Below are 24,780 nucleotides of genomic sequence, written 5' to 3' on the forward strand. Positions count from 1 at the left end.
CCCCCCCCCCCCCCCCCCCCCCCCCCCCCCCCCCCCCCCCCCCCCCCCCCCTTTTTTCAAGCAGAAGACGGCATACGCGATCTACTCAGTCGTCTCGTGGGCTCGGAGATGTGTATAAGAGACAGGTACTCACGCCCGCCGCACCCGCGCCCGCGCCTCCGCGCACCCACGCACGCCGCACCCGCGAACGCGCACGGCACGCGCCCGGCTCACACCCGCGGCCCCCCGCCCGCCCACGCGCACACGCCCGCGGCATCACTCGCCGGGCACGGCACGCCGACGGCCCGGGCCAGGAGCCCGCGAACCGCCTCGCGACGCGTTCTACAGCTTGGTGATGGGCGCGATCTTGACGAGCAGCTTCTTCGGCCCGACCGTGTCGAAGCGCACGTGCGCCACGCGCTTGGCGCCTTCGCCGGTCACGGCGTCTACACGGCCCTCGCCGAAGTCGTCGTGACGGATGCGGTCGCCCGACGCGAGCTGCATGTCGCCGTTGTCACGGACCTTCGCCGGGATGCGGTTGGGGAACTTGCTCGGGTCGGCCGGCGCGCGCTTGGGCAGCGGCACGAGGTCGTCGCCGTAGCGGTTACCCGCGCTCCCGGCCTGGCCGGGGCGTCGTCCACGGGCGTTGAGCGCACGCGACTGCGAGCCCCCGCGGCCGTTGACGTCGCCGGGCGACTGCCGCCAGTCGATGAGGTCGGCGGGGATCTCCTGTAGGAACCGGCTGGGCATCGCGACCGTGACCTCGCCGAACTGCGCGCGGGTCATCGCGAGCGAGAGGTGCAGACGCTTGCGGGCGCGGGTGATGCCGACGTAGAACAGCCGGCGTTCCTCCTGTGGCCCGCCCGGCTCGTTCGCCGAGATGCGGTGCGGGAGCAGGTCTTCTTCGACGCCGGTGAGGAACACCGCGTCGTACTCGAGCCCCTTCGCCGTGTGCAAAGTCATGAGCGACACCGAGCCCGACGCGTCGTCGAGGTCGTCGGCGTCGGCCACGAGGGTGACCTCGGTGAGGAAGTCGATGATCGTGCCCTCGGGGTTGTTGCGCGCGAACTCCCGCGTCACCGCGACGAGCTCGTCGAGGTTCTCGAGACGCGCCTCGTCCTGCGGGTCTTTGCTCGCGCGCAGGGCGTCGAAGTAGCCGCTCTTGTTCAGCAGCAGCGTGAGACCCTCGGTGACCGAGGTGGAGGGAGCGAGCTCTCCGGATGCCGGGAGCATGACCGCCGTGGCCTCGGTCAGCACCGCGTCGAGCTGGTCGATGGCCTTCTGCAGCTTGGGGCCGACGCCGATCTGGGCCGAGTTGGCCAGGGCATCGCGGAAGGTGATCCCGTGCTCTGCGGCGTAGCGGGCGATGGCCGTCTCGGTGACGTCGCCGATACCGCGGCGCGGCCGGTTGAGGATGCGCCGGAGGGCCATCGAGTCGGCGGGATTGGCCACGGCGACGAGGTATGCGAGGGCGTCTTTGATCTCGGCGCGCTCGTAGAACTTGGTGCCGCCCATGATCTTGTAGGGCACGGCCGAGCGGATGAAGATCTCTTCGAGCGCACGCGACTGCGAGTTGGTGCGGTAGAACACCGCGACGCCCGAGTAGTCGACGCCCTTCTTGTGGAGTGCCTCAATCTCGTCGGCGACGAACTGCGCCTCATCGTGCTGCGAGTAGCCGGTGAAGCCGATGATCGGATCGCCGGCGCCGACGTCGGTCCAGAGCTTCTTGTCTTTGCGGTCGAAGTTGTTCGAGATCACCGCGTTGGCCGCGGAGAGGATGTTCTGCGTGGAGCGGTAGTTCTGCTCGAGCAGTACGACCTTGGCGCCCGGGTAGTCGCGCTCGAACTCGCTGATGTTGCGGATGTCGGCGCCGCGGAAGGCGTAGATCGACTGGTCGGAGTCACCGACGACGGTGAGGGATGCGGCGTCTTCGCCCGCCGGCTCGGCGTCGAAGATCATCATGCCGCCCGACGAGAACGGCTCGGCGTCGGCGCCCGGAGGCCGTGTCAGCTCGTGGATGAGCGCGTATTGCGCGTGGTTGGTGTCCTGGTACTCGTCGACCAGGATGTGCCGGAACCGCTTGCGGTACCGGTCGGCCACCTGCGGGAACGCCCGGAACAGGTAGACGGTCTGGGCGATGAGGTCGTCGAAATCGAAGGCGTTGGCGCGCTGCAGCTCGCGCTGGTACGAGCCGAAGATCTCGACGAACACGCGCTCGGCCGGGTCGCTCATGTTCGCGGATCGCGCGTAGGACTCGGCATCCGCCAGCTCGTTCTTCAGCTTCGAGATGCGGCTCTGGGTACCGGCCGGGGTGAGGCCGAACGAGTCGCCTTCGTGCTCTTTGACGAGACGCTTGATGAGGGCACGCGAGTCGCCGGAGTCGTAGATGGTGAACGACTTGGTGAAACCGAACTGCTCGGCCTCGCGGCGGAGAATGCGCACGCAGGCGGAGTGGAACGTCGAGATCCACATACCGTCGGCCTTCTGACCGATGAGCTGATGCACGCGCTCGCGCATCTCGCCCGCGGCCTTGTTCGTGAAGGTGATCGCGAGGATCTGGCTGGGATACGCCTCGCGCGTGCGCAGCAGCGAGGCGATGCGCCGCGTGAGCACGCTCGTCTTACCGGAGCCCGCGCCCGCGACGATGAGCAGCGCCTGGCCGCGATAGGTCACGGCCTCGCGCTGCGGACCGTTCAGCCCCTCGAGGAGGTCGGCGTCGGGTCGGGATGCCGACGGTCCGGGACCGTCGACGATGAGGGGCGTGGAGGCGTCGGTCATGGCGGGGTCAAGTCTAGGCGGGGCCCCCGACATCGGCCCCGTCGGGGCTCAGCTCCGCGCCTCCCCCGCCGCACCCGACGACAACAGCGACTGCGCGCGCGAGAAGTGCTCGGCATCCACCGTCACGTCCCAGCGCTCGGCCTCGAAGCCCTGCACCGACGAGAAGTCGCGGCGTCCGCCCGTGAACGCGTGCCCGGCAAAACCGAAGACGGCACCCCAGACGGCTCCGAGCACGAGGCCCAGCAAGACGAAACCGAGGAAGCCGTTGACGCTGAGCAGACCGATCAGCACGCCGATCATCAGGCCGAACCAGGCCCCCGACGCGGCTCCGAGCCCGGCCGCGCGACCGCGCGTGAGGCGGCCCGTCACCTGCTCGACGATCCGCACGCCGGTTCCGACGATCGCGGTGTGCTCGACGGGGAAGCCCGCGTCGGACAACCGGTCGACGGCGGCTTGTGCCCCGGTGTAGTCGGTGAAGCTCGACAGGACGCGGCGTTCGGGCGTGGCCCGGGTGATGTCGGACATGGCGGTTCCTTCCCTCGGTGGCCCCACGCTAACGGCGCCTCCCGCTCGCCGCGGGGCGGTTGCGCGTCGGGGGAGCCCGGGTTAGGGGCCAAGAGTCAAACCCGCACGCCATTCAGGCGACACCTGGATGATGGAGGCATGCGCCTGATCCTCAACGTCCTCTGGCTCGTCCTCTCGGGCTTCTGGCTCTTCCTCGGTTACCTCGCCGCGGGGGTCGTGCTGTGCATCTTCATCGTCACGATCCCCTGGGGCATCGCGTCGTTCCGCATCGGCCTGTACGCCCTGTGGCCGTTCGGTCGTGAGATCGTGGCGAAGAGGTCGGCGGGAGTCGGCTCGTTCCTCGGCAACGTCGTCTGGGTGATCCTCGCCGGATGGTGGCTGGCCCTGGGCCACGTCTTCACCGGACTGCTGCTGTGCGTCACGATCATCGGCATCCCGCTCGGGATCGCGAACTTCAAACTGGTCCCGGTGTCGCTCATGCCGCTGGGCAAAGAGGTGCGTGAGATCGGTCGCGGCGGGCCGTTCGACCAGACCCTGGGACGCTGACGCTCAGCGCCCGTACACGCGGCGCGGCAGAGCGAGCAGGATGCCGACCACCAGCGCGACCCCGCCGATCACGGCCGTGGTCGTCATGATCTCGAGGGGAAATGCCCCTTCGCGTGCCCCGCTGAAGCGCGCGAGATCCCAGGGAAGCACTCCGATCTGCTCGTTCCAGGAGCGGAGCGCGTCGTGCGCCCCCATCACCGCGATGGTCGCCGCGGGCAGGGCGTAACCGATGCCCATCCCGGCGAGGGCGACGCCCGCAGCACGACGGCGGCCGAGCTGCGCCGAAAGCGACCACCCGGCCACGACGAACACCCACGCCACCAGCGCGAAGGCGACCGCGAGGTAGAGGATGCGCACCCACGGCTGCGCCCAGATCGTCGGCCAGACGCCGTCCGGCCCCGACAGCGACACGGCCGACAGCGCGACCACGCACCGCAGTACGAGGGCCCCGCCCACCGCCGCGATGATCGGCCAGGGCGAGCGGCGCCCGAGCAGCAGACGCACCGTGGCGGCGAACACGAGCCACCCGGCGACGGCGATGAGGATGCCCCACAGCCCGTCGCGCGGCGTCTGGACGACCCGCGTCATCACGAGGAGCGCGCCCGGCACCAGGATCATGAGCCAACGGTCCAGCGGCAGCAGGCCGAGGCTCGACTCCCGCGACCGCCACGGCCGGGTGGAGGCGATCCACGACGCGCGCGCGGCAGCGGCGCCGGGTCGTCGAACCAGACGCGTGCGCGCGGCGATCGCACCGATCAGCAGCCAGACCACGCCGAAGACCAGCAGCACGCGCGCGACCCATTCCGCCGTCGGGTCGACCGTCACCTGCTCGCGCGTGAACGGATCCACCAGCACGGCCAGAACCGTGCCGACGGCGAGAAGGATCACGGCGACGCTGAGGGCCAGGATGCCTCGCCCCGCCGTCGTCGCCATGTACCCACGTTACCCGCCCGTTCCTGGGCTTCCGCCCGGCCGGCGGCGGGCATCGGGGCGGGTGAATTCGGGCGTGGGCCGGGGTGACGGCATCCGTTCCGCTCGAGCATCGCCGTACCGCGGAGTCCACCGCCGACACGCCGTCCCCCAGCCACGGCAACCGGCGTGTCCCGCCCCAACTCCGCCGGACGGCCCCGGATGCCGGGAACCCGCCGCCCCGCCCGGCCGAAACACCCGCAGCCCGACACCGCCCCCGACCGCCCCTCCCGCGGAGTCCACCACCGACACGCCGTCCCTCGCCCCCGGGAACCGGCGCGTCCCGGCCCGACTCCGCCGGACGGCCCCGGATGCCGGGGACCCGCCGCCCCGCCCGGCCGAAACACCCGCAGCCCGACACCGCCCCCGACCGACCGTCCCGCGGAGTCCACCGCCGACACGCCGTCCCCCAGCCACGGCCACCGGCGTGTCCCGCCCCGACTCCGCCGGACGGCCCCGGATGCCGGGAACCCGCCGCCCCGGTCGGGCTCAGCCCCTGTCGTGCACGGTGACGTGGTAGCCGTCGGGGTCGGCGAAGGTGAAGGTGCGGCCGAAGGGGCCGTCGATCGGAGCCGAGACGATCCGGTGTCCGGCGGCGGCGAGCTCGTCGTGCATCTGCTGCACCTCGGTGGCGTGGAGCCAGACGGCGACGCCGACGCCCGGCTGGTCCACGCCGGTGAGGTCGGTGCCGGGCGCGAGGTCGCGCAGAGCGAAGGCGATCGGTGCGGTGTCGAAGACGACGGCGTGAGGAGGGCCGGTGGGCGAACGGCGCAAGCCGAGGTACTTCTGGTAGAAGGCGTGGGAGGCGGCGAGGTCGCGCACCTGCAGAGAGATGAAGTCGGGTCCGGTGGCGGGCATGGCATGCTCCTTGCGTGTCAGTTATCTGACACAGAGCGTATGTCAGAATACTGACATGGCGCAAGAGGCAATCGACTTGGACACCTCGCTCGGCTACCTCCTGAAAGAAGCGGCGAGCGCTCTGCGCGCAGCAATGGAAGACGTGCTACGCCCACTCGGAATGACGATCACGCACTACTCCTGCCTCGAGCTGCTCGCCCAGCGGCCCGGCCTGTCGAACTCCGACCTCGCGCGCGGCGCTTTCGTCACACGACAGTCGATGAACGTGCTGCTGCAGAGCCTCGAGCGCGACGGCATCGTCGAGCGACCGGACACCGCCCCTGTCGGCAAGGCGCTCCCCACCCGCCTCACCGAGAAGGGCCGACGCACCCTCGCTGCGGCGAGCGCCGCCGTCCGGTCCGTCGAGAAGCGCATGCTGAGCGCAATGACGGATGCCGAGCAGGCCGCCGCCCTGCACGCGTTGCGATCGATGGTGACGGCGCTTCGCGACTGAGGTGCGCGGCGACGCGCAGATTGTGTAACAATCCATGCATGCTTCCCGCCCTCGCGATCCTCGCCGCGGCGCTGTGTTTCTCCACCACGGGCACGGCGCAGGCCCTCGCGGGCGTCGACGCCTCGCCGCTCGCGGTCGGGGCGGCACGGATCGTGGTGGGTGGTGGCATCCTGGGCCTTCTCGCCCTGACGCAACGCGCGCCCGTGCGGCCGCACCGCGGCTCTCGAACGTCGACGTCGGCACTCATCGCCATCGGAGCGGTCGGAGTGCTCGCCTACCAGCCCCTGTTCTTCCTCGGCACGCGCGAGAACGGTGTCGCAATCGGCACGGTCGTCGCCCTCGGCTCGGCGCCCATCGCCACCGGGATCGCGGATGCCGTGCGCCTGCGCCGCGCCCCGTCACCGCGCTGGATGCTGGCGACCGCCGTCGCCCTGCTCGGGGTCGTTCTCGTGTCGGGCATGACCGGCGGCGCGACCGCGCTCGCCCCGGCGGGCCTACTCGCCTCGGCGGGCGCGGGAATGTCGTACGCCCTCTATACGGTGTGCGGCAAAGCGTTGATCGAGAGGGGGTGGAACTCCACGCGCGTCATGGGGGCGGTATTCGGGGTCGCCGCCGTGGCGAGCCTGCCCGTGCTCCTGCTCGCCGGAACATCATGGCTCCTCACCCCAAACGCTCTTGCCCTCGCCCTGTGGCTCGGGGTGGTGACGACGGCGATCGCGTACCTGCTGTTCGGGTGGGGCCTGGCGCGCTTGAGCGCCGTCACCGTGTCGACGCTGACGCTGGCCGAACCCCTCGCCGCCACCCTGCTCGGCCTCTTCGTGCTGCGCGAGCAGCTCACGCTGGTCAGCGGCATCGGCCTGGCCCTCATCGCGGTGGGCCTCGCCGTGGTGTCGACTCCGTCTCGTCGTGGTGAGGAGGTTCCGGATGCCGCGGCACGGGCCTGACGCGAACGAAGGCGCTGCGGCCGGGGCGGGCCGCACCCCGCCAGGAGAGGCCGAGCGCATCGCCGCGGATGCCGCGGCACTCACGACCGCAGCCGCGCGCCGATCTTCGCCGTCCGTCCCCGGCCCCCGCACCGCCGACGCGGTCGCCGCCGCTGTGCGCTCCGAGATCCTGTCGGGCGAACTCGCGCCCGGCACCCCGCTGCGGGAAGAGGATCTCAGCGCGGCGCACGGCGTCTCGCGGCACACCGCGCGCACCGCTCTCGCCACGCTGACCGCCGAGCGACTCACCACCGCCGAACCGTACCGCGGAGTCCGCGTGTCCCTTCTCGACGACGACGCCCTGATCGCCCTGCAGCAGTTGCGATGCGCCCTCGAGACCGAGGCCCTGCGGATCGTGCGCGATCGCGGCATCCGCCCCTCCGCCGTCGGTGCCGCGCTCGACGACCTGGCTGCAGCCGAGGCCGCGGGTGACTGGCCCGCCACCCTCGATGCCCACGCTCGCGTGCATCTCGCACTCGTGGACGCGTCCGGCTCTTCGCGCATCGCCGAGGAGTACCGCCGCCTCGACGGCGAGATGCGGCTGCTGCTCACGCACGTGCGGCCGGCGTACGCACCGGGGGCGTTGACGGAGGAGCACCGCGCGTACGTCGAGGAGGCGTTGCGAGACCCGGAGCGGGTGGTCCGCGCGCACCTCGAGCACTCGACACGGGCGATCATCGACGGGCGCGCCGGTCGCTGACGAGCGCCCCGAGCGCCACACGACGACACATCGCGTCACGCCGCGCAACGCCTCTTCGCCCCTCCTGCGCCCCGGGTTAGCGTGGGGACACATCGCGGCGATCCGGGCGGTCCCGGGCCTCGGCTCATAACCGAAGGCGTGGCGGGTTCGACTCCCGCCGTCGCGTCTACGCCTCAGCCGAGACCGCGTCGGCGCCGGCACGTGGAGAGGGTCGCCGCTTTCGCACCTCGCGCAACACAATCTGCTCCGGGCACACCGTCGACAGGAAATCGCCCACCGACAGCGCCAGCCGTTCGCCGACGAGCGAGTACAGGATGCGGTTCGCGTCACGCCGCTCCGAGATGAGACCGGCTTGGCGCAGCACGCCGAGGTGCCGCGAGATGGTCGGCCCACTCGCGTCGAACCGCGCCGCGATCTCACCCGCGGCCATCTCGCCGTCTTTCAGATCTTGCAGGATCTGGCGCCGCGTGGGGTGCGCGAGAGCCGCGAAGATGTCGGATGCCGTGTCGGTCACGGGACCCAATCTAGCACTGTAGCTAAATTGCGTGTAGCTTCTTCGCTAAATAGCGAAGGATGACTCATGACCGAGCAGACGAACACGCGGGTCCGAAAGAACCCCGCATCCCGCCTCCCGCCGATGGCCGCGACGATAGCCCAACGCGTGCTCGTCAACTACCGCGTCGACCCCGACGTCGCCGGGTCTCTGCTACCTCAGGGCTTGCGCCCCCAACTCGTCGCCGGCAGCGCGGTCGCGGGCGTCTGCCTGATCCATCTCACGGCTTTACGCCCCGCATGGTTCACCCCCGCGGTCGGACACCGCAGCCGGAATGCCGCGCACCGCATCGCGGTCGAGTGGAACACCGCAGACGGCCCGCGAACCGGCGTGTACATTCCCCGCCGTCACAGCTCCTCGCGCCTCGTCCGACTCGTCGGCGGTCGCGTCTTCCCCGGAACACACGCCCCGGCGAGCGTCGACTTCCGCACCACCTCCGACGACCTCGCGGTCAGCGTCGATGCCGACGACCTGCGCGTGCGCGTCACGGCTCGCCGGGGTCCCGGCATCCCGTTCCACAGCCGCCTCTTCGAGACGCTCGAAGACTCGTCGACCTTCTTCCGGAAGGATGCCGTGGGGTGGTCCCCCACGCGCTCCGGCCCGCTCGAGGGCCTCCGGCTCGACACCGACGCGTGGCGCGTCGAGCCGCTCGCCGTCGCCGACCTCTCGTCGACCTTCTTCGAGACCCTGCCCGCCGGCGCCGCCGAGTTCGATCACGCCCTGCTCATGCACGACGTCCCGACTCGATGGAGCAGCGTTTCCGAACCCGCACCGGCCCCGTGACTGCTGCCAGACTGGACGCATGACCTCCCCCGAGCCCCAGGACGTACCCGTCGGCAGCGAGGGCATCCGCCTCGGCCAGTTCATGAAGTTCGCCAGCATCCTCGACTCCGGCGGAGACGTGAAAGAGGCGATCATCGACGGCTACGTCGAGGTCAACGGTGAGGTCGACCGCCGCCGCGGCCGCCAGCTTCAGGTCGGCGACGTCGTGACCTTCGAGGGGCGTTCGTTCCGCGTGCAGGCCTGAGCCGCACCGCGACGCGAAAGGCCCGCCACCCCGAAAGGGGAAGCGGGCCTCGAAGCACCCTGCGCTCGTGACACAGGATGCCGCTCGAGCTCAGTGCTCGTCGTAGTGATCGGCGTGCAGCGCGTGACGGTGTCCGTCGTGCACGTAGTCGGCGTGGCCGTCGTGCTCGACCTTCTCGTGACCGCAGTCATCGCCGTGGGCGTGCTCGTCGACGGTGTGCTCGGCCTTCGACTCGTGCTCGTCGTAGTGGTCGCCGTGGAGGGCGTGGTGATGGGTCCCGTGCACGTAGTCGACGTGGTCGCCGTGCTCGATCTTCTGGTGGCCGCAGTCGTCGCCGTGCGCGTGCTCGTCGACGGTGTGCTCGGCGTGGGTCTCAGCGATGCTCATTGTTCGTTCCCCTGGTCGTTCGGTTCCTGGACGTGGGCGATCGCATCGAGCACGACATGAGCGACGTGCTGGTCGGCGAGGGCATAGCGGATCTCTTTGCCCTCGCGTTCCGAGCTGACGAGCCCCGACTGCCGCAGGGTCCGCAGGTGCTGTGACACCAGCGGCTGCGAGAGTCCGGCGCGCTCGGCGAGCGCGCCGACCGTGAGCGGTTCGCGGCTCAGCAGCCAGACGAGCGCCAGACGCGACTCGTTGCCGAGAACCTTGAACAGCTCGGCGGCCTCGTCGAGCCCCGCGATCTTGTCCACGACACCTAGACCACCACACACATGCACGGATTGCAATGTGTTCACCTATCTGGGAACGGTTCTCGTTTCCGTTATCGCAGCGACCCGGCGATCACCCCTGTCGACCCTTGAAGCGCGGGTTGAGCTTGTTGATCACGAACACCTTGCCGCGCCGACGCACGACCTGCGCACCGGGCTGTTTCTTGAGGGACTTGATCGACGCTCGGACCTTCATGGCATCCTCCTTGTTGATAAGCGTTATCAATAACAAGCTAGAGTGTCCCCACTCCCCTGACAAATGAGAGGTGGATGCCATGCCCCGCACGATCGCCATCATGGGCGTGTGCGCCCCCGAGCGCCGGACCTACTCGGAACGGACCGCCGTCGCCCTGTCGCGGCCCCTTCATCTGCTGCGGTACGCCGACCTCCGCGTGCCTCACGCGCTCCCGCTCCCCCGGCCGCGCGCGGACGACACCGCGTCCGTGGTCGATCTCGGCACCGACGTCGACCTCATCCACTCGATCGCGGCACGCGGCGGACCCGAGGTCGAGGCGGTGTGCGTCGTCGACGCCCGCCACATGATCGGCGACCTTCTCGACGACGCCCCCCTGTCGGCAGCCGCGAATCACGGTGACACCCGCGGTGACGTCGGCGCGCGGGCGCGTCAGGCCGCCCTCGCGCTGGAGCTCGCGACCCGCATCGTCTGGGTGAACTGGGAGCAGGTGCCGACCCCGGCGCTGGCGGTGCAGATGGCACTGGCCTCGCACCTGAACCCGACAGCGGTCGTCCGGCTGTCGCGCGACCCGGTCAGCGACCTGCACTCGGCCGCGACGCACGAGGGCGAGATCCTGGAGCGCGCCGGATGGGTGCACGCCCTCAACGGCGAACACGACCCCTACATGCGCGACAACCGCGTGATGACGCTCCGCTACGAGCAGCTGCGACCGTTCCACCCCGCGCGCCTCTCGGCGGCACTCGACCGGCTGGACGCGGGCGCTGCCGGACGCCTGGTGCGCTCGGCGGGCTTCTGCCGCCTGGCGTCTCGCCCCGGCATCCTGGCTCGGTGGGAGCACGTGGGCTCCGCGATGTGGATCGAGCCGCTCGGCACCGACGACGGCCGCATGGGTATGGGCCAGGAGATCGTCTTCACCGGGCTCGATCTGTCGGCACCGAAGCTCGCGCACGTCCTCGACCACGCGGCCCTCACCGACGACGAGCTCGCCGCCGGGCCCTCGGCGTGGCTGGCTTTCGATGACCCCCTGCCTGCCTGGCCCGCGGTGGATTCGTCGATCCCGGATGCCACCGACTGACCGTGTCAAGCCGGTCGCCCGCACCGCATCGGAGGAGGAACGTGAGCGCATGAGCACTCCTGACATCCCCTCCCGCCACTCCGACGACGCTCACGCCGACTCGGCCGCCCCCACCGACGCCGTGACCGACGAGGTCCGCGAAGACGCCGCCGAAGCCGAGGAGCACGTGAGCCTCGACGACCACACCGGCGACGCCCTCGACGGCGACGACGCTCCCGCCGCCGACCTCGGGTTCCCGGCGGCCGAAGGACACGCCTGAGTCTCGCAACGAACCGGAGGGGCGCCCATCCTGATCCAGGAGGGTGCCCCTCGCCCGTTTGCGCGCGCACGGCCACCGTGAGCGATGACCGGCGGCACGCCCGGCGGGCGACGGCGGCCGACGGGCCGCGCTAGGCGATGCGCGTCCCCGGCGGCAGCCTCTTCGCGGGCGTGCGCGTGCGGGCGACGCCCCATGCGAGCAGACCACTCGCCAGCAGCAACTGGACGAACAGCCCGACGAACCAGCTCGGCGCGGTGCCCGCGACTCGCTGCTCGGTGCTCGGGTAGGCATCGACGTTCCACCCGCGGGATTGAGCACATCCGTCGAACGACGTGGTCGCTTCGGGAGCGATCTGCGCCAGACGGACGCCGGAGGCGATCTGCGAGAACAGGTCGGTCGGGTAGCCGTCGACGTACGTCGGCGGAGTCGCGTCGGCGAGGATCACGAAGGGGTTCGCCGCGAGGATCCACCACACGCGATCGAAACGCGGCTGCTCGGAGAGGGTGCGGGACTCGACGCACGGCAACTGGTCGTAACTCGGGCAGTCGGTCGAGCGCACCGGGGCGCCGGGGTCGCACCCGGCAGGGATGGCGTTCCAATCGACCTCGCGGCTGATCGTCGTCGTCTGGGTGCGCAGAGCCGCACCCCCGAGTCCGAAGGCGATCAGCGTCCCCACCGTCAACGCCGCCACCAACAGATACGTCGACGCGACGGAGAAGATCGGCCGGGCGATCACCGCGCTCAGCCCCACCCCGATCGCTGCGACGACGCCGACCTCGATGATCAGGATGCCGAGCGAGGTCACGATCGCACCGGGGTTGAGCACTCCGGCGAGGGTCGCAACGACGAGGAACGGCAGCGCCACTACGAGGAATGCCAGTCCCGAGATCCACGCGGCGAGGAACTTGCCGATGACGATCTCGGCCGTCGTGACGAGAGTGACCTGGACGGGGGCGAGGGTCGCCGCATCCCGATCGCCGTTCACCGCGCTGCCGCTCAGCGTCGGTGAGACCAGCAGCGTGAGCAGCAGCACGAGCATGATGACAAGCGAGAAGAACCATTCGCTGCCGCCCGTTGTGAGCGAGAACGCGGCGAACGAGAGGCTCAGCAAGGCGATGAGGACGACCGCGAAGATCCCGAGCAGCACGTACCAACCGACGGAGCGCACGCGCTGACGCAGCTCGATGCCGATGATCGTGCGAAGGCGATGCAGGTTCACGAGGCGCTCCCGTCGTCGGTACGGTCAGCGGGCGGCTGCCAGGAGCCGGGTGGTGCGGGATCGACCACGGGTGTGGAAGGGCCCTCGGGGGCGGAGGCACCCTCGGGGGCGGACGGCGATGCGTCGGCCCGCAGATCGAGGAACGCGTGCTCGAGATCGCCGACGGCCGGGGCGAACTCGACGATCGGCAGCCCCGCGCTCACGAGCGAACGCAGACCCGCGACGGCGCCCGCCTCGTCGACGAAAGGCACGAGCACGTCACGCCGGTCGACGCGCACCTCGCCGGTCGTGCGCCCGAGGGCGGCCGCGACGTCGTCGCGCACCGCGTCCGGGGAACGCGCGACGTCAGCGGGGACCCGCACCCGCCACACCCGAACGCGGGTCGCCGCGGCCGCGACGCGGTCGGTGCCGACGGTGCGACCGTCGACCAGGAAGACGGCGTCGTCGACGACCTCTTCGAGCTCCGCGAGCACGTGGCTCGAGATGAGGATGGTGCGCCCCTCGGCCGCCAGCCGCCGCAGCAGCACGCGCAGTGCGATGCGCGCTTGAGGGTCGAGGCCCGAGGCGGGCTCGTCGAGCAGCAGCACCCGGGGGTCGTGCACCAGGGCACGCGCCAACGCCAGTCGCTGCTTCTGCCCCCGTGACAGCACCCGGGCGGGAGAGGCGGCGAGCGCGCCGAGGTCGACGAGCTCCAGCAGGTGGTCGGCCCGGGCCCGCGCGTCCTCGCGCGAGAGGTCGTACAGCTGCGCGGTCGCCACCAGCACCTCGCGCGAGGTGAGGCTCGGCCAGGCGCCGAGGGAATCCGGCATCCATCCGAGAAGACGACGCGCGCCGGCGGGGTCGGACACGGGGTCGATGCCACCGATGCGCATCTCGCCCTCGTCGGGTCTCAGGAGCGACGCGAGCATGAGCATGAGCGTCGTCTTGCCCGAACCGTTGGGCCCGACGAGTCCGGTGACCCGGCCGGGCAGGGCCGTGAACGTCACCTGCTGTACGGCGTGCACCGCTCCGAAGGAACGTTTGACTCCCGCGACGTCGATACCGGCATCCATAGCCTCACCATAGAGGGAGCCTCCGACACCGCCGAGGACTCTCGTCGTCGAGCGGCCGTCACGCGCCGATGATGGCGAGGTTCACCAGGGCTTTTCGCTCGGTCGCCGCCCGCGCGTGTCCTCGATGCGCTTCAGGATGCCGCGAGCGCCCGCCCCAGCGCGTCGCCCGAGGTCCACGCGGTGCGGACGGCGGCGCTGTCGCCCCACGCGTCCCCGCAGGCCGAGAGCCCCGGCGAGCGGAAGAACGGTTGCCCGGTCGTTTCGACCGGCCGGGCGAAGGTCCAGCGATGCGCGTGCGTCGACACCGGCTCGACATCGATGCCGAGCAGCCGCCGGGTCGCCGCGAGCACCGGGGCGATGGCCGCCTCGGGGTCGTCGAGGTGCTGTCGGGCGCGATCGGCCGTGGTGTGGACGACGAGCACGGCAGCGTTGTCCCCGCGGCGGTCGCCGTCGTCGGCGAGGAACGACACGTCGGCGTCGCCGTCGGCGAAGGCGCCGTGCAGGTCGGCATCCCACTGCCGCTGATCCCACCGCAGGACGACGGCGATCACCGGATCCCACTCCTGGGCGCCGCCGGGCGCCTCACCGGTCAGTCGCGCCGCCTGCGGAGCCGGCATCGCCAGGACGACCTCGCCCGCATCCTCACCGTCGACCCGGAAAGGCCCCGCGCTTTCGACGACACGCTCCGACGAGACCTCGAGCCCCTCGGCGAGGTCGAGAGCGAGCGAGCGCAACCCGGCGGGAGCGGCCCACCGCATCGGTCCGGGCTTGGGCGTGCACCCGCCATCGGGGTCGATCACCTGGAACGTGTCGGTCCACGGCCGCGCGAGCCCGCGCTCCTCCCAGTCGGCGACGACGTGGGCGAAGCCCTCAGCCTCGCCGACCACGAAGTACGACGCCCCGAGATCCACGGGCCGCCCGTCGATCGTGCGGCTCGACAGACGTCCGCCCACCCGGCGCCCGCGATCGAGTACTCGCACCTCGCGACCGGCCTCGTGAACCGCCCGCGCGCACGCGAGACCCGAGATCCCGCCGCCGATCACCGTCACATCCATCGTCATGCGGCCATCCTGTCGGCTGCGCGCGCGCCGGGCGTCGGGGTTGCGCGGGGCGAAACTCCTGAGAATCGCCGCCTCGACGCGGTTCAGCGATCGAAACGACCGACACGCGGCTCGAAACTCAGGAGTTTCGTCCCGCCCCGAAGAACTGGACGCCCAGATCGGGATGATCCACGAACACCCCGTCGAGTCCGGCGTCGCGCAGCACGGCCCACTCGCGTCGCCAGTCGCCGAACGCGGCGTCGCCGCCCGGCCCCCGATAGGCGGGCAGCAGGAAGGCGTTCTCGGGGCGGCACGTCCACGTGAAGACCCGCAGGCCCCGATCCTGCGCCTCGCGCACGAACCGCGCCGGTCCTCGCGCGACGCCGCGCTCATCGGGCGCGAGCACCGAGCGTTTGTCGGGGCTGATCCCCTGCACCTCGCCGGCGAGAACATCGAGACCCGCCGCAGTCAGCATCGAGGCGTACGAGGCGGCGTCAGTCCCGTCGCGCTCCCGCAGATCCCACGGCGCCCCCTGCGCGTCGATGAGCTGAACGAGCGGGATCCGGATGCCGCGCTCTCGCAGCCGCGCCAGGACCAGGGGCTCGAACGACTCGATGACGAGCGCGTCCTCGGCGTCCTGCCATCCCGCCGCGCGCAGCTCGGCGTCGACGAGCTCGGCCAGGTCGAACCCGAGTCGGGCGAAGAACGCCGCGTGCTTGATCTCGAGCACCACGCCCACCCCGCCCTGCCGGGCGAGGTCGAGGACGTCGCGCAGGCGCAGCAGTGGTTCGGTGTCGTCGTGGGCGGCGCTGTCGGGACGGAGCGCGGGGATCCGCTCGCGGCAGTGCAGGGTCCGCAGCTCCTCCCACGTGAAGTCCTCGACGAACCAGCCGGTCAGCCGCTCCCCGTCGACGATCTTCGACGTGCGCCGCTCGGCGAACTCCGGTCGCGTCAATACGTCCGTGGTGCCTGAGATCTCGTTCTCGTGCCGCACGACCAACACGCCGTCGCTCGAGGGGACGACGTCGGGCTCGACGGCATCCACCCCCTCCGCGATCGCCCGTAGATACGAGCCGCGGGAGTGCTCGGGCAGATATCCGGGGGCACCGCGATGACCGATGACGACAGGCACCTCGACACGCTAGCGAGACCGTGTGACGAGCGGGTGCGCTCAAAGCAGAATCCCAGTCAGCACAAGGAATCTGCCGCCCTGCTCGGCTAGTGTTGTCTGACAGCACGGTGCTGTGATCACCATCTTTGGAGTGTGAGTTCCCGTGGCCCTCAACAACCCGGCATTCAACAACCCGGCGTTCCAGGACCCTCGAGCCGGTGGCGCGAATACGCGCTACAGCCCGCCCCCGGCCGTCGATCCCGCCGCCGCCGCCTCGATCGAAGGCGCGTACGCCGCCCCGTCGGCGAGCGCCGTCGACACCGGCCGTATGACGGTCGAAGACACCGTCATGAAGACGCTCGCCCTGTTCGGCATCCTCGTCGTCACGGCCGTCGTCGGCTGGATCTGGTCGATGGCCGGCGTCAGCGCCGCCAACCCGAACCCCAGCGCTGCGCCGATGATCGTCGGTGGCCTCGTCGGCTTCGTGCTGGCGATGGTCGCAACGTTCAAGAAGAAACCCTCCGTCCCCGTCTTCATCGCCTACGCGGCGTTCGAGGGCCTGTTCGTCGGTGGCATCTCGGCCTTCTTCGAGTTCATCCTCCCGGGCATCGTCCTGCAGGCGACCCTCGGCACCCTGTCCGTCGTCGGTGTGACCCTCGCCCTGTTCGCGAGCGGCAAGATCCGCGCCTCGGCGCGCGCCACCAAGATCTTCATGATCGCGATGGTCGGCTACCTGGTGTTCAGCCTGGTCAACCTCGGCCTCATGCTGTTCAACGTCCCGATCGCCGGTGGCGCGTTCGGCCTGCGCAGCTCGATCGAGATCTTCGGCATCCCGCTCGGCGTGATCATCGGCGTCTTCGTGGTCATCATGGCCGCGTACTCGCTCGTGCTCGACTTCGACCAGATCCAGCGCGGCGTCCGCAACGGCGCTGCCCGGGTCTACGGCTGGGTCGGCGCTTTCGGCATCATGGTCACCGTCGTGTGGCTGTACGTCGAGATCCTGCGCATGATCGCGATCCTGCGCGGCAACAACTGACGCACTCGCTTCACACGAAGGGCCGTCCCGTTTCGGGGCGGCCCTTCGTCGTAGAGTGCCGGCATCCGGGCTCCCCCCTTCTCTCCCTCACTCCCCCACACGCCCACCACCATTGAGTGTCCGAAACACCCGGACCCCTCGAGAAACTGTCCGGGCGCCCTGGCCTCTTAACGCCTCGCAACGCCCCGGCACCCCGCCCCGTTACGAGTGTCCACAACACCCGGACCCGCCGAGAAACTGTCCGGGTGTCCTGGACACTCAACACGCCGCAACGCCCCCGCACCCCGCCCGCAAGGGGTTCGAACCCCGAATGCCGCGGCGCTAGCCTCACGCCATGAGCCCCGCGAAGACCCCGGCCGAGATCCTCGACGTCGACGGCCACGAGGTGCGCGTCACGAGCCCCGACCGCGTCGTCTTCCCCGAGCCCGGCCTCACCAAACTCGACCTCGTGCGGTACTACCTCGCCGTCGCCGAGGGCGCCCTGCGCGGAGCGGGCGGTCGTCCGATGGTGCTCAAGCGCTTCTCGAAGGGTCTCGATCATGAGCCCTTCTTCCAGAAGCGCGTCCCCGAGAACCACCCCGCCTTCATCGACACCGCCACCCTGCACTACGCCTCGGGCACCTCGGCCGAAGAGACGGTGATCCGGGATGCCGCGGGACTGGCGTGGGTCGTCAACCTCGGCTGCCTGGACCTCAACCCGCATCCCGTGCGCGCCGAAGACCTCGATCATCCCGACGAGCTCCGCGTCGACCTCGATCCGATGCCCGGGGTCGACTGGGCCCAGATCGTGGACGTCGCGTTCATCGCCCGCGAGGTGCTGGAGGATCACGGGCTCGTCGGATGGCCGAAGACCTCTGGGTCCCGGGGGCTGCACATCCTCGTGCGCATCCGTCCGGAGTGGTCCTACGCCGACGTCCGCCTGGCCGCCGAGACCCTCGCCCGCGAGGTCGAGAACCGTGCGCCGGGTCTCGCGACCGCCCGCTGGTGGAAGGAGGAGCGCGGCGAGAGCGTCTTCGTCGACTTCAACCAGAATGCCAAGGACCGCACGGTCGCCTCGGCGTACTCGATCCGCGCACTTCCCGACGCTCGCGTGTCGACGCCGCTCACCTGGGACGAGGTGCGCGACCGCCGCCCCGGGGAATTCACCGTTCTCACCGTGCCCGAGCGCTTCCGCAGCATGGGCGATCCCCATGCCGGCATCGACGACGCGGCGGGCTCGCTCGATGCGCTCCTCGCCCTGGCGGAAGAGCTCGGCCCCGCCGAGAAACCCCCGCGCGGCTCCGACGGTTCGGGTCGCCGAGCCTCGACCATGCCGCTCATCGAGGTCGCGCGGACGAAGACCAAGACCGAGGCGCTCGACGCCCTCGAGACCTGGAAGCAGCGGCATCCCGACGCGGCATCTGAGCTCCACCCCGCCGACGTGCTCGTCGACGGTATGCGCGGGTCGAGCTCGCTCTGGTACCGCGTGCGCGTGAACCTCCAGCACGTGCCGGATGCCGAGCGCCCGGCGCAGGAGGACCTGATCGCCGACTACGACCCCTGGGCCGGCCGCTCAGCTCCCTGATCCCGCGTGAGCGAGGCGACCAGGTGGCGCCGACCGTAGCGGTACGCGTCGTCGAGGTCGCCGCCGAGGCGGAAGGCCCCCGCGAGCTCCATCGTGACGAACCCGGTGGCCCACGCCGTCAACAGCCGAGCGGCGTCGAGCGCGTGCGCCTCACCCACCGCCGACGTCGTCGCGCGCAGCACCGGCGCGCTCGTGGCAGCAAGTCGGTCGGCATCCACCACCGTCGTGAACAACAGACGGAACGCCTCCGGCCTGTCGTGCCCGAACGCGCGAAAGGCGACCAGTAGGTCGTCGAGATTCGCGGATGCCGTCTCGAGCCGCACCGTCAGGTCGTCGGCCGCGGCTGCCCCGACGAGTCCGAGCAGGGCCTCGCGGTCGCGCACCCTCTTGTACAGCGACGGAGCCTTGACCCCGACCGCCTGGGCGACGGCCTGCATCGTCACGACGCTGGGTCCGCCCTCTTCGAGCAGTCGCGCGGCCGCCTCGACGATCTCGTCGAGCGACGTTCTCTCCGGTGTGGGCACGGACCCTCCTCATGGCTACGCTTATAAGCTATCATGGCTAATGTTCGTAGCCATCCAGAAAGGCACCCCGTGAGACTCGCTCCATCGCTCCACCGCATCGGCAACGACATCGTCGCCTCTTACCTCGTCGTCGCCCCCGACGGCATCACCCTCGTCGACGCCGGACTCCCCGGCATGTACGCCGACCTGCGCCACGAACTGGACGGCCTCGGCCGAACCCTCGACGACATCCGCGGCGTCATCCTCACCCACGGCGACAGCGACCACGTCGGCTTCGCGGAGCGGCTCCGCCGCGAGCACGGCGTCCCCGTCTTCGTGCATGCGGGCGACGCCGATCGCGCCCGCGGGGGCGACAAGCCGAAGAGCGCGATGGGCCCGTTCCGCCTCGGCCCACTGCTGAGCTTCGCCGCCTTCGGCATCCGCAAGGGGATGCGTCCGCAGTGGCTGACCGAGGTGCGCGAGGTCTCCGACGGCGAGACCCTCGACCTCCCCGGAAGCCCTCGCATCGTCGGCATGCACGGTCACTCCCCGGGTAGCGTCGCGGTCTTCTCCCCCGCGGTGCGCGCCGTGTTCGTCGGCGACGCCCTCACGACGCGCCACGTCCTGACCGGTCGCACCGGCCCCGGACCCGCGCCCTTCACCGACGACCCGGCCGAGGCGCTCGCCTCGCTCGATCGCATCGCGGGACTGGATGCCGACTGGGTGCTGCCCGGCCACGGCCCGGCGTTCCGCGGCTCTCCGGCGGATGCGGCGGACGCGGTGCGGAGGGTCGCGCGCGGCTGACGCGGACGCCTACGCGGCTCGGACCGTGTCGGTCGGAGCGGGACGTACGGGTGGGCGAGGACCCCGGCACCGCCAGGCCGCGCCTCGGCTCGAGCGACAACGCACACGGAACGCAATCCCGGGTTGCGCGATTCAGCGCCGGCGCGACCGCCCCAGCACCTCTTGTGCCACAGCCGCGAGGGTGCTCATCGCGCGCGCCGGGCTCACGGCATCCGCTGCCTGCCGCGCCTCGGCCGCAAGACTCTCACGCAGCCCGTCGTCGGTGAGCACCCGCCGCAGCGCATCGACCAGAGCGTCGTCATCGCCGTCCGGAACCAGGATGCCGCCACCCGACGCGAGCATGTCGCGCGGGCCGTAGCGGATATCCCACGCCACCACCGGCGTCCCGTGCGCGAGAGCTTCAGCGAGAGCGAGCCCCTGCCCCTCGAAGGCGGAGGTCGTCAGGTACACGGCGGCTCGGTCGAGCACAGCGCCCGGCTCGGTGGTGAGCCCGGGCAGCGAGACGGCGTGTTCGTGTCCGTGTTCGGCGACGAGAGCCTCGAGTGCCCCGCGCTGCGCTCCCTCGCCCCAGAGTTCGAGCCGAGCGTCCGGCACGTCGCCGAGAACGCGCGCGAAGGCGTCGATCGCCCGGTCGAGCCGTTTGCCGGGGGCGAGTCTCCCCAGCACCACGACGAGGCCCCGCTCACGCTGCGACGCCGACACAACGGCATCCGGAGCCTCCACGCCGTGCGGTGCGACCACGTCGTTCGCCGCGGTGCCGAAGCGCGCCCGCACGTCATCGCGCTGGTACGCGGTCGGCCACAGCACGGCGTCGAAGCGCGGTGAGATCTCAAACCACCGCGTCCACAGGGGGTTCAGCTCCGAGTCGGCCTGGAACGGCGGCTCGAGGTGGATCGTGTGCACCGTGTGGACGATCCGCACCTTGTCGTCGCCCCAGCCCGCGATGAGCTCGCCGAGCTGCCGCGACTCGCAGATGACGACGATCGGCCGGTCGTTGTCGACACGGAGCCGGTCGGCCAGGTGCGTCAGCCACGCGCGGTACAGCGCCCCGAATCCGTCGATCACTCCGACGGCTTCTGCCGCGGCATCCCGGACCACGATCGGCGCGGTCGTGAGGTGCCAGTCGGGGTCGATGACCACGGGCAGCTCGACCGCTCCCCGAGCCACGCTCCGGTACTCCAGCGCCGGGTCGGCAACGCCCGCGTGCGCCGCTTCGCGCAGCCATCCCGCGGCTCCCCCGTCGGCGTCGACGGCCTCGTCGAAGAGGTTGCGGAAGATCCCGGATGCCGAGGCCGCCCCCCGGTCGACGAAGGTCGCGCGGTGCGCGGAGTGGGCGTCGGCGTCACCGGGGTCGACGGTCAGCAGAAGCGGTTCCGCGCCGGCCTCCGCCATCTGTCGCGCCCGCGCGAGGGTGGCGATGGTGTATCCGCCGTCGAGGTCGGGGATCAGCCGGCTCGACAGGATGAGGTACCACGCGTCGGGGAAGTCGCCGGAAGTCACGCCCCCATCCTCCCCCACCCGCCGCGTCCCCCGCGGCACGCCGGAAGCGCGGCAGCCCTGTCCTTCTTTCCGCCGGAAGCGGCGGAGCGCACGCGCAGCCGCGAACGCGAGGACACGTGACACGCCCTCCCGAGTCGATCGGGCCAGGGTCCCGGTTTTGCATACCCTTCGCGGACAGACAGAGCGCCGCCGACGCCGGACGGCGAAGGGGCACCGTCTTCGGGTCGATCGGGGTAGGGGCCCCGCTCTCGACCCGAAGGCGGTGCCCCGGAGCCGGCCGACGACGTCGGCGCGGGAGCGAGCTAGACGCTCACTCCCATTCGATCGTCCCCGGCGGCTTCGACGTCACGTCGAGCACCACGCGGTTCACGTCGCGCACCTCGTTGGTGATGCGGTTCGAGATCTTCGACAGCACGTCGTAGGGCAGGCGCGTCCAGTCCGCCGTCATGGCATCCTCCGACGACACCGGCCGCAGCACGATGGGGTGGCCGTAGGTGCGGCCGTCTCCTTGCACGCCCACCGAGCGCACGTCGGCGAGCAGCACGACGGGGCACTGCCAGATCTCGTTGTCGAGACCGGCTTTGGTCAGCTCGGCGCGGGCGATGGCGTCGGCCTCACGCAGGATCTCGAGACGGTCAGCGGTGACCTCACCCACGATGCGGATGCCAAGGCCGGGCCCCGGAAAAGGCTGACGGCCGACGATGGCTTCGGGCAGGCCCAGCTCGCGTCCGATGGCGCGGACCTCGTCCTTGAAGAGGGTGCGCAGCGGCTCGACGAGCTCAAACTGCAGATCTTCGGGCAGACCGCCGACGTTGTGGTGGCTCTTGATGTTCGCGGTACCGGCTCCGCCACCCGACTCGACGACGTCGGGGTAGAGCGTTCCCTGCACGAGGAAGCGCACCTGCTCGCCCTCGGCCTTGGCCTCGGCGACGAGGTCGGCCTGCACCTTCTCGAACGCGCGGATGAACTCGCGGCCGATGATCTTGCGCTTCTGCTCAGGATCGCTGACCCCGGCGAGGGCGTTCAGGAACGTCTCACGCGCGTCGACGGTGATGAGCTTCACACCGGTGGAGGCGACGTAGTCGTTCTCGACCTGCTCGCGCTCGCCCTGACGGAGCAGACCGTGGTCGACGAACACGGCGATGAGCTGGTCGCCGACGGCCTCGTGCACGAGCGCGGTCGAGACGGCGGAGTCGACGCCGCCGGACAGCGCCGAGATCACGCGGCTGGTCCCGACCTGCTGGCGGATGCGCTCCACCTGCTCCGCGATGACGTTGCCGCTGTTCCAGTCGGCGGGGAGCCCTGCGGCCTTGTGAAGGAAGTTCTCGAGCACGTGCTGACCGTGGTCGGAGTGCTTGACCTCGGGGTGCCACTGCACGCCGTACATGCGGCGCGCGTCGTTCGCGAACGCGGCGACGGGGGTGTGCGCGGTGCGGGCGAGCACCTCGAAGCCCTCGGGAGCGCGCGAGACCTGGTCGCCGTGGCTCATCCACACGTTCTGCTCGGCGGGCTGCCCCTCGAGCAGCGTGCCCTCGGTGACGACCGTGGCATCCGTCGCTCCGTATTCGCGGAGGCCGGTGTTCGCCACCTCTCCGCCGAGCGCCTTGGCCATCACCTGGAAGCCGTAGCAGATGCCGAGGGTCGGGACGTCGAGATCGAAGACGCCGGAGTCGAGGCTCGGGGCTCCCTCTTCGTACACGGACGAGGGACCACCCGACAGGATGATGCCCACGGGATTCTTCGCCGCGATCTCTTCCGCCGATGCGGTGTGCGGGACGATCTCGCTGTACACGCCGGCCTCGCGCACGCGGCGCGCGATCAGCTGGGCGTACTGGGCGCCGAAGTCGACGACGAGGACGGGGCGCTGGGACGTTTCGGTCTGTTCGGTCACCGGTTGCCTTCCGGGGCGGGAATGGGAGCGGAGGCTTTCGCGGCCTCACGCTCGGCGAGGTAGGCGCGCACGCCACGGGCGGTGCGCACCTCGAGGATGAAGGAGAGGAACGGCACCACGCCACCGAGGGCGAGGAAGACGAACCGACGGAACGGCCACCGCATGAGGCTCCACACGCGGAAGCACGAGATGAGGTAGACGACGTAGAACCAGCCGTGGACCACCAGGATCGCCAGCGAGACGTTCACGCCGTCGCCGGTGGACAGGATCGAACACCCGTTGCCGCCCGGAACGAAGAGCGAGAACCACTGGCAGTCGGGGCCGGGCACGGCATCCGCGAACCACAGGAAGCCACCGGATCCGCCGAGGAACAGCTCCACGTGAATGGGCGTGTACTTCAGGATCATCTCGGCGACCAGCAGCAGCAGGCCGACACCCGTGATGATCGAGCAGATCTGGTAGAACTTCAGGGCTCCGCGGATCGCCGGGAAAGAGGCGAGCTTCGGGGCGCGGGGCATGGAGGCCAGTCTAGTCGCGGGATTCCGCGGCGCCCGCCGCGAGGGCCTCGGACTGTTCGTCCTCGAGATCTTCCACTTCTTTCTCCCAGGCGTCGCGCGCGAGGCGATACCAGAGGTACAGCGCGAAGCCGGCGAAGATGGCCCACTCGGCCGCGTAGAAGATGTTGAGCCAGTTGACGCGCGAGCGCTCATCGGGCGCGGGCGATGCGATCGCGTCGAGCGGGCCGACCGCCGTCTGCGACGCGATGTACTGCCGGTAGACATCGAGACCCTGCGTGTCGTGCCAGCGGCCCAGAAGCATGGCCGGCGACATCTTCACGAGCGTCAGAGGATCGGCGTCGGCGGGAGGAATGGACGCCCCCTCGTCGGAGATGAGACGGCCGGTGACCTCCACCACCGCGGTGGGATCGGCCTCGGCCTCGGCGCGCAGCTCATCGGCGGCCGCATCGGCCTGATCGCGGCTGCTCGTCCACCCGGTGGCGACGGCGATCGACGTCGGCTGAGCCGCGCCGGCGACGCGCAACTGCCCGGTCACCCAGTAGCCCTGGACGTCGTCGTTGTACCGCGACGAGACGACGATGAAGTCGGATGCCACCCAGGTGCCGCTCGTCTCGACCCGCTGTCCCACGAGGGGCTCGGCCAGGTAGCCGCCCGGCTGGACGACGTCGGCGAGCGGTCGCACGATCTCGGTCTGACCCGGCTCGGGGGGTGCGGTGTCGACCGCGCGCCCCAACTGCCACTGCCCCAGCCACGCCAGCGCGCCCGCCACGATGAGCGAGAACGCCAGCAGCGCGATCCAGCGCGGCCGCAGCATGACCTCCCGCAGCGTCGGCGGAAAGATCTGCGGCGGAGCCGGCTCGGTCGTGGGGGTGGAGGTCATGGGGCTCCGGG

Annotated in this window: 28 protein-coding genes and 1 tRNA gene; 12 read left to right on the forward strand and 17 right to left on the reverse strand. The window is 70.6% G+C overall.

The window, feature by feature from the left end; all coding sequences use genetic code 11:
* Positions 1-321: 321 nt before the first annotated feature.
* Positions 322-2,757: an ATP-dependent helicase gene (locus AB6V29_RS07280; RefSeq protein ID WP_210072253.1), complete on the reverse strand. Its 2,436-nt coding sequence runs from the start codon at positions 2,755-2,757 to the stop codon at positions 322-324.
* Between the two features lie 48 nt (positions 2,758-2,805).
* On the reverse strand, positions 2,806-3,282 hold the full coding sequence (locus AB6V29_RS07285; protein ID WP_307315242.1) for a general stress protein: 477 nt from the start codon (positions 3,280-3,282) through the stop codon (positions 2,806-2,808).
* Between the two features lie 138 nt (positions 3,283-3,420).
* On the opposite strand from AB6V29_RS07285, the gene AB6V29_RS07290 reads away from it, so the two are divergent.
* Positions 3,421-3,828: a YccF domain-containing protein gene (locus AB6V29_RS07290; protein ID WP_210072255.1), complete on the forward strand. Its 408-nt coding sequence runs from the start codon at positions 3,421-3,423 to the stop codon at positions 3,826-3,828.
* 3 nt (positions 3,829-3,831) lie between these two features.
* Here the strand turns inward: AB6V29_RS07290 and AB6V29_RS07295 are convergent, their stop codons facing one another.
* Positions 3,832-4,761 (reverse strand): hypothetical protein, encoded by a 930-nt coding sequence (locus tag AB6V29_RS07295; protein WP_369357835.1) that lies wholly within the window; start codon positions 4,759-4,761, stop codon positions 3,832-3,834.
* A gap of 525 nt (positions 4,762-5,286) precedes the next feature.
* Positions 5,287-5,655: a VOC family protein gene (locus tag AB6V29_RS07300; protein ID WP_369357837.1), complete on the reverse strand. Its 369-nt coding sequence runs from the start codon at positions 5,653-5,655 to the stop codon at positions 5,287-5,289.
* Positions 5,656-5,710: 55 nt separating this feature from the next.
* Here AB6V29_RS07300 and AB6V29_RS07305 point away from each other — a divergent pair, with 55 nt between their 5' ends.
* The 4 genes from AB6V29_RS07305 (at position 5,711) to AB6V29_RS07320 (ending at position 7,997) form a co-directional block, all read left to right on the forward strand.
* A complete protein-coding gene (locus AB6V29_RS07305) occupies positions 5,711-6,148 on the forward strand; it encodes a MarR family winged helix-turn-helix transcriptional regulator (RefSeq protein ID WP_369357839.1) in 438 nt (145 codons plus the stop codon).
* A gap of 38 nt (positions 6,149-6,186) precedes the next feature.
* The gene (locus tag AB6V29_RS07310) at positions 6,187-7,092 is read left to right on the forward strand and encodes a DMT family transporter (protein ID WP_369357841.1); all 906 of its coding nucleotides are present in this window, start codon (positions 6,187-6,189) and stop codon (positions 7,090-7,092) included.
* On the forward strand, positions 7,073-7,831 hold the full coding sequence (locus AB6V29_RS07315) for a GntR family transcriptional regulator (RefSeq protein ID WP_369357843.1): 759 nt from the start codon (positions 7,073-7,075) through the stop codon (positions 7,829-7,831). The genes AB6V29_RS07310 and AB6V29_RS07315 overlap by 20 nt, the downstream gene beginning before the upstream one ends.
* A 93-nt stretch (positions 7,832-7,924) precedes the next feature.
* Positions 7,925-7,997: transfer RNA gene (locus AB6V29_RS07320), tRNA-Met, on the forward strand.
* Here the strand turns inward: AB6V29_RS07320 and AB6V29_RS07325 are convergent.
* The gene (locus AB6V29_RS07325; protein WP_369357845.1) at positions 7,998-8,345 is read right to left on the reverse strand and encodes a metalloregulator ArsR/SmtB family transcription factor; all 348 of its coding nucleotides are present in this window, start codon (positions 8,343-8,345) and stop codon (positions 7,998-8,000) included.
* A 66-nt stretch (positions 8,346-8,411) separates the two neighbouring features.
* On the opposite strand from AB6V29_RS07325, the gene AB6V29_RS07330 reads away from it, so the two are divergent.
* Together AB6V29_RS07330 and AB6V29_RS07335 are read left to right on the forward strand one after the other, a co-directional pair.
* Complete coding sequence (locus tag AB6V29_RS07330) at positions 8,412-9,167, forward strand: DUF2071 domain-containing protein (protein WP_369357847.1); 756 nt, start codon at positions 8,412-8,414, stop codon at positions 9,165-9,167.
* A 19-nt stretch (positions 9,168-9,186) separates the two neighbouring features.
* Positions 9,187-9,411 carry an RNA-binding S4 domain-containing protein gene (locus tag AB6V29_RS07335; RefSeq protein WP_210072263.1) on the forward strand — a complete coding sequence of 75 codons (225 nt, stop codon included), beginning with the start codon at positions 9,187-9,189 and terminating at the stop codon, positions 9,409-9,411.
* 90 nt (positions 9,412-9,501) lie between these two features.
* Here AB6V29_RS07335 and AB6V29_RS07340 read toward each other — a convergent pair whose 3' ends face one another.
* From AB6V29_RS07340 to ykgO, 3 genes are all read right to left on the reverse strand, one after another.
* Positions 9,502-9,798 carry a hypothetical protein gene (locus AB6V29_RS07340; RefSeq protein WP_267786196.1) on the reverse strand — a complete coding sequence of 99 codons (297 nt, stop codon included), beginning with the start codon at positions 9,796-9,798 and terminating at the stop codon, positions 9,502-9,504.
* Positions 9,795-10,103, reverse strand: coding sequence for a helix-turn-helix transcriptional regulator (locus tag AB6V29_RS07345; protein ID WP_267786195.1), 309 nt, complete (start codon positions 10,101-10,103; stop codon positions 9,795-9,797). The genes AB6V29_RS07340 and AB6V29_RS07345 overlap by 4 nt, the downstream gene beginning before the upstream one ends.
* Before the next feature lie 91 nt (positions 10,104-10,194).
* On the reverse strand, positions 10,195-10,317 hold the full coding sequence (ykgO, locus tag AB6V29_RS07350) for a type B 50S ribosomal protein L36 (RefSeq protein WP_056226526.1): 123 nt from the start codon (positions 10,315-10,317) through the stop codon (positions 10,195-10,197).
* 79 nt (positions 10,318-10,396) lie between these two features.
* On the opposite strand from ykgO, the gene AB6V29_RS07355 reads away from it, so the two are divergent.
* Positions 10,397-11,392 carry a GTP-binding protein gene (locus AB6V29_RS07355; RefSeq protein WP_307315226.1) on the forward strand — a complete coding sequence of 332 codons (996 nt, stop codon included), beginning with the start codon at positions 10,397-10,399 and terminating at the stop codon, positions 11,390-11,392.
* 49 nt (positions 11,393-11,441) lie between these two features.
* The gene (locus AB6V29_RS07360; RefSeq protein WP_369357852.1) at positions 11,442-11,651 is read left to right on the forward strand and encodes a hypothetical protein; all 210 of its coding nucleotides are present in this window, start codon (positions 11,442-11,444) and stop codon (positions 11,649-11,651) included.
* Positions 11,652-11,781: 130 nt separating this feature from the next.
* Here the strand turns inward: AB6V29_RS07360 and AB6V29_RS07365 are convergent, their stop codons facing one another.
* From AB6V29_RS07365 to AB6V29_RS07380, 4 genes are all read right to left on the reverse strand, one after another.
* Entirely contained in the window at positions 11,782-12,870 is a 1,089-nt protein-coding gene (locus tag AB6V29_RS07365) for an ABC transporter permease (RefSeq protein ID WP_369357854.1), read from the reverse strand.
* The gene (locus AB6V29_RS07370; protein WP_369357856.1) at positions 12,867-13,922 is read right to left on the reverse strand and encodes an ABC transporter ATP-binding protein; all 1,056 of its coding nucleotides are present in this window, start codon (positions 13,920-13,922) and stop codon (positions 12,867-12,869) included. The genes AB6V29_RS07365 and AB6V29_RS07370 overlap by 4 nt, the downstream gene beginning before the upstream one ends.
* Before the next feature lie 131 nt (positions 13,923-14,053).
* Positions 14,054-14,983 carry an NAD(P)/FAD-dependent oxidoreductase gene (locus AB6V29_RS07375; protein ID WP_369357858.1) on the reverse strand — a complete coding sequence of 310 codons (930 nt, stop codon included), beginning with the start codon at positions 14,981-14,983 and terminating at the stop codon, positions 14,054-14,056.
* A gap of 118 nt (positions 14,984-15,101) precedes the next feature.
* A complete protein-coding gene (locus AB6V29_RS07380) occupies positions 15,102-16,094 on the reverse strand; it encodes a glycerophosphodiester phosphodiesterase family protein (protein ID WP_369357860.1) in 993 nt (330 codons plus the stop codon).
* A 142-nt stretch (positions 16,095-16,236) separates the two neighbouring features.
* Here AB6V29_RS07380 and AB6V29_RS07385 point away from each other — a divergent pair, with 142 nt between their 5' ends.
* On the forward strand, positions 16,237-17,109 hold the full coding sequence (locus tag AB6V29_RS07385; RefSeq protein ID WP_369357862.1) for a Bax inhibitor-1/YccA family protein: 873 nt from the start codon (positions 16,237-16,239) through the stop codon (positions 17,107-17,109).
* A gap of 334 nt (positions 17,110-17,443) precedes the next feature.
* Entirely contained in the window at positions 17,444-18,673 is a 1,230-nt protein-coding gene (gene ligD, locus AB6V29_RS07390) for a non-homologous end-joining DNA ligase (protein ID WP_369357864.1), read from the forward strand.
* Here the strand turns inward: ligD and AB6V29_RS07395 are convergent.
* Complete coding sequence (locus tag AB6V29_RS07395) at positions 18,640-19,197, reverse strand: TetR/AcrR family transcriptional regulator (RefSeq protein ID WP_103206701.1); 558 nt, start codon at positions 19,195-19,197, stop codon at positions 18,640-18,642. The two genes, ligD and AB6V29_RS07395, sit on opposite strands and share 34 nt — an antisense overlap.
* A gap of 69 nt (positions 19,198-19,266) precedes the next feature.
* Between AB6V29_RS07395 and AB6V29_RS07400 the strand changes: the two genes are divergently transcribed.
* On the forward strand, positions 19,267-19,980 hold the full coding sequence (locus tag AB6V29_RS07400) for an MBL fold metallo-hydrolase (RefSeq protein ID WP_369357866.1): 714 nt from the start codon (positions 19,267-19,269) through the stop codon (positions 19,978-19,980).
* Between the two features lie 132 nt (positions 19,981-20,112).
* Here the strand turns inward: AB6V29_RS07400 and AB6V29_RS07405 are convergent, their stop codons facing one another.
* From AB6V29_RS07405 to AB6V29_RS07420, 4 genes are all read right to left on the reverse strand, one after another.
* Positions 20,113-21,480, reverse strand: coding sequence for a glycosyltransferase (locus AB6V29_RS07405; protein WP_369357868.1), 1,368 nt, complete (start codon positions 21,478-21,480; stop codon positions 20,113-20,115).
* Positions 21,481-21,790: 310 nt separating this feature from the next.
* Entirely contained in the window at positions 21,791-23,371 is a 1,581-nt protein-coding gene (guaA, locus tag AB6V29_RS07410) for a glutamine-hydrolyzing GMP synthase (protein WP_369357870.1), read from the reverse strand.
* A complete protein-coding gene (locus tag AB6V29_RS07415; protein ID WP_369357872.1) occupies positions 23,368-23,889 on the reverse strand; it encodes a DUF3817 domain-containing protein in 522 nt (173 codons plus the stop codon). The genes guaA and AB6V29_RS07415 overlap by 4 nt, the downstream gene beginning before the upstream one ends.
* A gap of 10 nt (positions 23,890-23,899) precedes the next feature.
* Positions 23,900-24,769, reverse strand: coding sequence for an SURF1 family protein (locus AB6V29_RS07420; protein ID WP_369357874.1), 870 nt, complete (start codon positions 24,767-24,769; stop codon positions 23,900-23,902).
* Positions 24,770-24,780: the final 11 nt, after the last annotated feature.

Source organism: Microbacterium sp. 20-116 (assembly GCF_041079415.1).
In the GTDB taxonomy this organism is placed as follows: domain Bacteria; phylum Actinomycetota; class Actinomycetes; order Actinomycetales; family Microbacteriaceae; genus Microbacterium.